Source organism: Moorena sp. SIO4G3 (genome assembly GCF_010692305.1).
In the GTDB taxonomy this organism is placed as follows: Bacteria; Cyanobacteriota; Cyanobacteriia; order Cyanobacteriales; family Coleofasciculaceae; genus Moorena; species Moorena producens_A.
The window spans coordinates 1-7,601 of sequence record NZ_JAAHIG010000406.1 but is presented as its reverse complement, the minus strand read 5'-3'; the positions used below and the strand labels follow the sequence as shown (position 1 = coordinate 7,601).

Sequence of the window (7,601 nt, the reverse complement as noted above, 5' to 3'; positions counted from 1 at the left end):
CACTTTCCTCACTAACGGATTGACCTGAATCATTGCTCTGATTTGTCCGGAGCTGCTCTAAGAACTTAGTATGTTTATATATAGCAGTTGCCTGAGCTGGTTCAATGGCACTCAAGGACAGCATCCAGACTACGGCGAATGACCCAGTACTAAGCAGTTGCATCCATAGAAGGACATTCTTGACTATCCATCTCAGACATTGACTAGTTGTTTGATGGATTGTCGGGGTTTTTTGCCTAATCAATCCTTTCTGTAAACCCTGTCGCCGCTCTAGGAAAGGGCTTGGTTTTTGGCGACTCATACTACCTCCACTCTCATTGATCTTGCCTGACGACCAGTTATGGTCACAATTTTAGGGCACACCCAGTTCTAGATTATTTTGGCTCAGATTTGTTGAAAACTGAACCAAAATTAGCTCAGATACCTAGGATTTACAAGGACTGTTAGTGATCTAAGCCAAAACTATCACCAAAATTACCATTACTAGAGTTTAGTGCTTAGCTCGATTTGTCGCCAACTAGATCACGCTTAGGTTACTGATCAGGTTTGCTGATAGTCAATGGTTGTTGGCATCCATGAAGCCATTAAACCATCAACACAGATATTTAATCCCCCCATAGTTGACCAGCAAATCAGTTACCTGACCTACCCTGTTGGGGTAGTGCCGATTTCTTGGTAGGACTTTAACACTTGCCGATCACCTAGCCAATGTTAATGGCAATTACTGGTCAGTTCACTCAATTTAGATGCTTGATGCCCCCGTACCAACCTTGCTGGGTGCTGATTGGGGTTTTGTTCTTGTTCAACACCAACAATAGTCTTAACACAAAGTTGTTTGCAAATCCCAACAACTACGATTTTTACCTTTGGGGATGGGGTTTGGGTATTTAGCTAGTATTGACAAAAAAAACTGAGGGGTCTGACCCCTCAGTTATTCTAGTACAGGATTTCACTTATGGGATACTCTTGAACCAGGATTAATCGGGATAAACCCGGTACCACGGGTCAAGGTGCATTTTATTGTGGTCTGAGTGAGGAATGGTCGTACGGCAATTGGAGTCAAGCCTGCCATTCATCTATCTAGATGTTCCTTACATCCCGGTAAGGAGTTCCTTAAAAGCCCGAGTTTGGCTATGCTTAGAGTCAAGCCATCCCAGCTCGACTGCGTCAGCTAAACTTAGTCCCATACCTTTCAAGAAACGCGCGGTACGGCGCAGCAACACTGCCTGAACCTCAGTTTTATTCATATACCGGGAAATCTCCTTGTCTGTACCACGAACAAGGATGTTTTTGGCAGCATTGTGATCAGCCTGCAACACGACCCCATCAAATCTGGTAAAGCTGTCCCCGCTCCTTTTCCCTAATAGGGTTCCGGTCACGGAGTCAACTTGCGACGTGTAACTTGGCTGAATTTCTGTGACAACCGAGCCAGTCCAATTCGCCCATTTCTGCAAGGAGTCCCGCATTTTTCCCTTCATCCAACTGTTAAGCTTGAGGGACATGGTCTTAGACTGACGTTTATTTCTAATCGGCTGTGTTAAATCTGAGGCCGTAGGCCACGCTTCGCGAACAGCAAATACTTTTAATGATTCCCCATCAAAAAGAGACTTAGATGCGGCTCCTATTATGGCCGTGAGTTCTGATTGATTTTTTCTGTATCGGCGATTTTCGGTTTTTCTACTCAGGTTATTTTTGAGTATTCGAGCAGACTTAGCTGGGTTGATTTTTTCGAGTTTTCTATGAAGTGCCCAAAGCTTTCCTCTGTTGCGGTTTTTGGAACATATACGATGGCCAAAAGGCCACGCTACGCGAACGGATTTATTGGTAGCCACTTTGCCCAAGTTTTTTCCGTGCGCCTGACCATCTGAATCATAGAAAGCCTCTGTGTACCCTTTGTCTACTCCTATAGAACGGCGATCAGCAGGGATGGCTACGGTACCGTAATCTACCAAGAAGTGAATTTCAAATCTTTGCAGGAGTTGATTGTGGATCAATCTAATCTGCCCACTTATTTGGCGATTAGATCTAACAACTATTATGTTTCTCTTTCCTCTCCTTAGTCCAGCTAGTTCTAGCTGATAAGTGTTGCGGGAGAGTCTTTTGCATTTGTACCCTCCTTGTTGGTATACTATTTGATTTTTAACCCAAGAATGCCCTCTCTGAAACTCCTTTCTGACAAGCCTGTGCAGGAGTGGACTATCCAGGAAGGCTAAGGTCTTTAGTTGTTTGCAAAGTTCCTTTCTTATCTTTTGGTTATCCTTTCCAGGAAACCTTTTGTAGACCTTTTTTATTACCGCTTCAGTACAAGCCGCCTGGCTCGCTGTGATGGCTTTTGCTGTATCGCGCTTCAGTCCACTCCATTAACTTAGAGGGCAGTCCCAAAGATTCAGGAGTCCTAAAACTCCTAACTTCTGGGTAGGCTTTTTTCCAATCAATCCCCCAATGGCTAATGCTGCCCAGCTTGTTGTAAGACTCAGAGCGGACGATACCAAGCTTTTTGATCGTAGACAGCAACTCAAGCTCAACCGACTTACTCATCCCCACAACAGGGACGATCTGAGTGGATATCTTCTTTATTGCGCCTACTTTCTTGGGCATCCTTGGTTTCCTGTATCCTGTACTTTTAGTATACTCTAGCGCTATTAAATTGTCAATGTCCGTCTTGTGTAATTAAATCCCGTTTTATCCCAATTTTTAACGACCTAACTGCGAGGTGCCTAAAAAATGCCGCTAATTTCGTGATCAAAGCGCTCCAAGAAAGTCCTGATCCCTGGAGCAGGAAGTAACAACACAACTTGATTGTCCCAAGTCAGAGATTTGTCGGGAAGTTTTAAACCTAAAGTTGTCAACCTAAAGTTAATCAGCTGCTCTGACAACTTTAGGTTGACAATCAATCCTCGGTCCAAGATCAGGGGATATAGTTCAACGACCAATTCCCAAATACGAGAAACCAGCACGTTCTAGCTGGTTCCGATCTAGGAAGTTGCGGCCATCAATGATCACCGGATGGTTCATCAGCTGGGCCATTTTACCATAGTCCAGCTTCTGGAACTGATCCCAATCTGTAACTAACACTAAAGCATCACAGCTATCAGCCAACCGTTCTGGATCGGTTTCGACAATCACGTTAGATAGACCATGACGCATGCCAGTTTGGGAAATAATTGGGTCATAGGCTTTGACCTTGGCTCCGAGTCGGTTTAGTTCTTCCACCAGATTTAGAGCAGGAGCATCCCGCATATCATCAGTATTGGGCTTAAAGGTCAAACCCAACAGACCCACTGTTTTACCCTTGAGGATTTTCAGCTCTTTCTGGAGTTTTTCAACCGCAAGTAGACGTTGGCGTTTGTTGACACTGACAGTGGCTTTAAGCAAATCTGCTTCATAACCGTAATCTTCAGCGGTATGGAGTAGTGCTAAGACATCTTTGGGGAAGCAAGAACCACCCCAGCCAATTCCTGCTTGTAAAAACTTGTTGCCAATCCGGGAATCTAAACCAATTCCTTGAGCAACTTGGGTAACATCAGCACCGACGCGATCGCAAATATTGGCAATTTCATTAATAAAGCTAATTTTAGTAGCCAAAAAGGCATTAGCCGCATATTTAATCATTTCAGCTGAGCTGAGGTCTGTAGCTAGTACAGAAACTGGGGGAAGGGATTTGTCTTCGGCAAACTGGCGTTCGACAATTGGTTGATACAGTTCCTTCATCATTGCGATCGCTTGTTCGCTATTGCCTCCTAGGACAATACGGTCTGGATTAAAGGTATCGTAAACTGCTGACCCTTCTCGGAGAAACTCTGGATTACTGACCACATCAAAATCCGCTGTAATGTCTTCTGCTGCTTCAGTTTCAGCTTGCCCTCCTGCAGTTACCAAAGATTTCTGGCGTTCAGCTACCCCATCTAGGACAATCATGCGTACCCAATCTCCAGAACCGATGGGTACCGTTGATTTGTTGACAATTACTTTGTAACCATCCTTGAGATGGGAGCCAATCCCTCTGGCAACTGCTTCCACATAACGAGTGTCACTTTCTCCGGTAGGTAGGGGGGGAGTTCCCACTGCAATGAATAAAATTTCCCCATGCTCTACCCCAGCCGCCAAATCTGTGGTAAACTCAAGTCTACCTGCATTAGCTGACTCCTGCATTATTTCCGACAGTCCTGGTTCATAGATAGGGGACTGTCCAGACTTCATCAACTTAACTTTTTCTTCGTTGTTGTCTACACAGATTACATGATGACCGATATGGGCTAAGCAAGCGCCAGTTACTAAGCCCACATATCCTGTACCAATTACACAAACGCGCATGGACCTATGCCTCAATTAATATAAACTTCAATGGTTAGTAAAGGTTAGGTAAGTCTCACGGTTGGAGCCAAAGATAGTATTGGCACCCTGACCCGAGGTTGATTGATTTAATTAAATCTGATTGTTTTACTCTTGAGGAGTTAAACGCTTACGGAAATCGGATACTGTCAAATCTAACCCTTCTGACAAAGGAATAGTAGGTTCCCAACCTAGTAAAGTTTTAGCTTTACTAATGTCTGGTTGACGACGTCGGGGGTCATCCTGAGGTAGAGGCTTAAAGATAATTTCTGTATCAGGATTCACCATTTTCTGAATTGCCTGAGCGAGTTCTAATATAGTGTATTCTCCAGGATTTCCGAGATTAATCGGTCCGGTATGGTCATTATTCATAAGTCGAATTAGTCCTTCTACTAAGTCGGAGACATAGCAGAAACTTCGGGTCTGTGAACCATCCCCATAAACCGTTAAGGGTTCCCCCTTCAGAGCTTGCACCACAAAATTGCTAACGACTCGCCCATCATTTTCCAGCATTCGAGGACCGTAGGTGTTAAAAATGCGAGCTACACGAATGTCTACACCATTTTGTCGATGGTAGTCAAATGCGAGGGTTTCTGCCACTCGCTTCCCTTCATCGTAACAACTGCGGATCCCAATGGGATTGACATTACCCCGATAATCTTCTGACTGGGGATGGACGTCAGGATCCCCATATACCTCAGACGTGGATGCTAATAAGAATCTCGCCTTCACCCGTTTGGCTAACCCTAGCATGTATAGGGTACCCATGACATTGGTTTTGATAGTCTTGACGGGATTGTACTGGTAGTGAACTGGGGATGCTGGACAAGCAAGGTGGTATATTTGATCAACTTCTAACCGAATCGGTTCAGTGATGTCGTGACGGACCAACTCAAAGTAGGGGTGTGACAGCCATTTGAGGATATTCCGTTTGTGGCCAGTATAGAAGTTATCCAGACAAATAACTTCATGACCTTCTGCCATCAAACGATCAATTAGATGGGAGCCGATAAAACCAGCCCCACCAGTAACTAGGATTCTCATGCCACTGAACTTTTATCATGTGAAATCAATCCTAAACTAACCTCTGAGTTTAACTGTGTCCAGTTAGACAATTTTTTTTTTAATTGATGGCAAAAATTCCGGATATATATCTCCCCATATAGTTGTTCACCTACCTTGAAAACCGATTCAGTAATTACCGAAGGTTATCATCAAATTTTCTTGGCTGACTGGTTGAAAATTACGCTAGTTGGTATTACTAGGTTGGTACTAAGCATTACGAGATTAGTACTCGGCTTTCAGCTCTGGACGTTTAATGACTCAATCACCCCTCTAACCTTGGTCAAGACGTAATACTGCCATAAACGCTTCCTGGGGAACATCAACAGTGCCTACAGCCTTCATCCGCTTTTTCCCTTTTGCCTGCTTTTGGAGAAGTTTTTTCTTCCGGGAAATGTCACCACCGTAGCATTTAGCCAATACATCTTTTCTCAAAGCCGGAATATGTTCACTAGCAATGACTCGACTACCAATAGCGGCTTGAAGAGGAATTTTAAATTGGTGGCGGGGAATAAGTTCCTTAAGTTTCTCCACCAAGGTCCGACCCACATAGTAAGCTTTGTCTCGGTGAACAATTACGGCCAGGGAGTCCACAGGTTCCGCATTAATCAGTAGATCCAGCTTGACTAAGGGATTATCTCGGTAACCAATGAGCTGGTACTCCATACTGGCATAACCCCGAGAGCGAGACTTCATTTGATCAAAAAAGTCAGTAACCACTTCTGCTAGGGGTAATTCATAAATTAAAGTAGTCCGTCCTTGGGCAAGATAAGTCATATCCTTAAAATCCCCACGGCGGCTTTGACAGAGTTCCATCAGAGTCCCAACATAGGTTTCTGGAGTAATCATTTCTACCCGGACATAGGGTTCGGCAATTTTTTCCCGTTCTTGGGGGGATGGCAGGGTACTCGGATTATCAATTTCAAGGACTTCTCCCTGATTGGTGGTCACTTGATACACCACTGAAGGGGCAGTGGTGATTAGCTCCAAATCATATTCCCTTTCCAGGCGCTCTTGAACAATTTCCATGTGCAGCAAGCCTAAGAAACCACAGCGGAAGCCAAATCCCATGGCAGAGGAAGTTTCTGGTTCGTAGTTCAGGGCAGCATCATTGAGCTTGAGCTTATCTAATGCTTCCTTTAAATCCTTATACTGGTCAGCATCCGTGGGAAACAAGCCACAAAAAACCATGGGTTTGGCTTCCGTGTATCCTGGTAAAGGGTCAATAGCTGCTGCTTTTGCTAAAGTAATGGTGTCACCAACACGGGCATCGGCTACCGCCTTAATGGCAGCAGCTAGGTAACCAACTTCACCCGCGTGGAGTTCATCCACTTGGACTTGGTTAGGGGAAAGCACCCCTAGCTCATCAATTTCGTACTCCTTGCGAGATGCCATCAAGCGAATGCGATCGCCTTTTTTTAGAGTGCCATCGACCACTCTAAAATAAACGATTACGCCACGATAAGCATCATAGTAACTGTCAAAAATCAACGCCCTTAGGGGTTGCTCTACGGTATCGATTGGAGGTGGAATTAGATGTACAATGGATTCCAGGATTTCGTCGATACCGATACCTTCCTTGGCTGATGCTCGAATTGCTTGGCTACAATCAAGACCAATGATATCTTCGATTTCGGTACTCACCCTTTCCGGTTCAGCTCCAGGCAAGTCTATTTTATTTAGAACGGGAATAATTTCTAGATCGTGTTCAAGGGCTAGGTAAACATTTGCTAGAGTTTGAGCCTCTACACCCTGGGATGCATCGACTACCAACAGTGCTCCTTCACAAGCCACTAGTGAGCGCGACACTTCATAGGAGAAATCCACATGACCGGGAGTGTCAATTAAATTGAGAACGTACTCGTGACCATCGCTAGCAGTATAGTTCATCCGAGCCGCTTGGAGCTTAATCGTAATTCCCCGCTCCCGTTCCAAATCCATATTGTCCAGGAACTGTTCTTTCATCTGGCGGTCGCTTACGGTACCAGTAGCTTGCAGTAGGCGATCAGCTAAGGTCGATTTCCCATGATCAATGTGGGCGATAATCGAAAAATTACGAATATGAGAGACAGGGGCATCAGTCATAAGCTATTGGTATAAACCCAGTCAATAACTGGTCTATTGAGTTCATGATCAACTTAATGTATTTTAATGTTTTCCGTCAGAGGTAAGGGTACTATCCCTGGAATGGTTATAAGTGAGCCAGA

The 7,601-nt window shown here is 44.5% G+C and carries 7 protein-coding genes; all 7 read right to left on the bottom strand.

Annotation, left to right across the window (positions count from 1 at the left end; genetic code table 11):
- The coding region (locus tag F6J99_RS38165) for a hypothetical protein (RefSeq protein WP_293121134.1) at nt 1-301 on the bottom strand (301 nt) is incomplete at its 3' end.
- A 790-nt stretch (nt 302-1,091) separates the two neighbouring features.
- Complete coding sequence (locus tag F6J99_RS38160) at nt 1,092-1,994, bottom strand: zinc ribbon domain-containing protein (RefSeq protein WP_293121132.1); 903 nt, start codon at nt 1,992-1,994, stop codon at nt 1,092-1,094.
- 304 nt (nt 1,995-2,298) lie between these two features.
- Nucleotides 2,299-2,598 carry a hypothetical protein gene (locus tag F6J99_RS38155; RefSeq protein ID WP_293121130.1) on the bottom strand — a complete coding sequence of 100 codons (300 nt, stop codon included), beginning with the start codon at nt 2,596-2,598 and terminating at the stop codon, nt 2,299-2,301.
- A gap of 119 nt (nt 2,599-2,717) precedes the next feature.
- Complete coding sequence (locus tag F6J99_RS38150) at nt 2,718-2,933, bottom strand: hypothetical protein (protein ID WP_293121128.1); 216 nt, start codon at nt 2,931-2,933, stop codon at nt 2,718-2,720.
- Nucleotides 2,923-4,314 carry a UDP-glucose/GDP-mannose dehydrogenase family protein gene (locus F6J99_RS38145; protein WP_070392769.1) on the bottom strand — a complete coding sequence of 464 codons (1,392 nt, stop codon included), beginning with the start codon at nt 4,312-4,314 and terminating at the stop codon, nt 2,923-2,925. The genes F6J99_RS38150 and F6J99_RS38145 overlap by 11 nt, the downstream gene beginning before the upstream one ends.
- A gap of 126 nt (nt 4,315-4,440) precedes the next feature.
- Complete coding sequence (locus F6J99_RS38140; protein WP_070392770.1) at nt 4,441-5,376, bottom strand: UDP-glucuronic acid decarboxylase family protein; 936 nt, start codon at nt 5,374-5,376, stop codon at nt 4,441-4,443.
- Between the two features lie 291 nt (nt 5,377-5,667).
- Complete coding sequence (lepA, locus tag F6J99_RS38135) at nt 5,668-7,479, bottom strand: translation elongation factor 4 (protein ID WP_070392771.1); 1,812 nt, start codon at nt 7,477-7,479, stop codon at nt 5,668-5,670.
- Between the last annotated feature and the right edge of the window lie 122 nt (nt 7,480-7,601).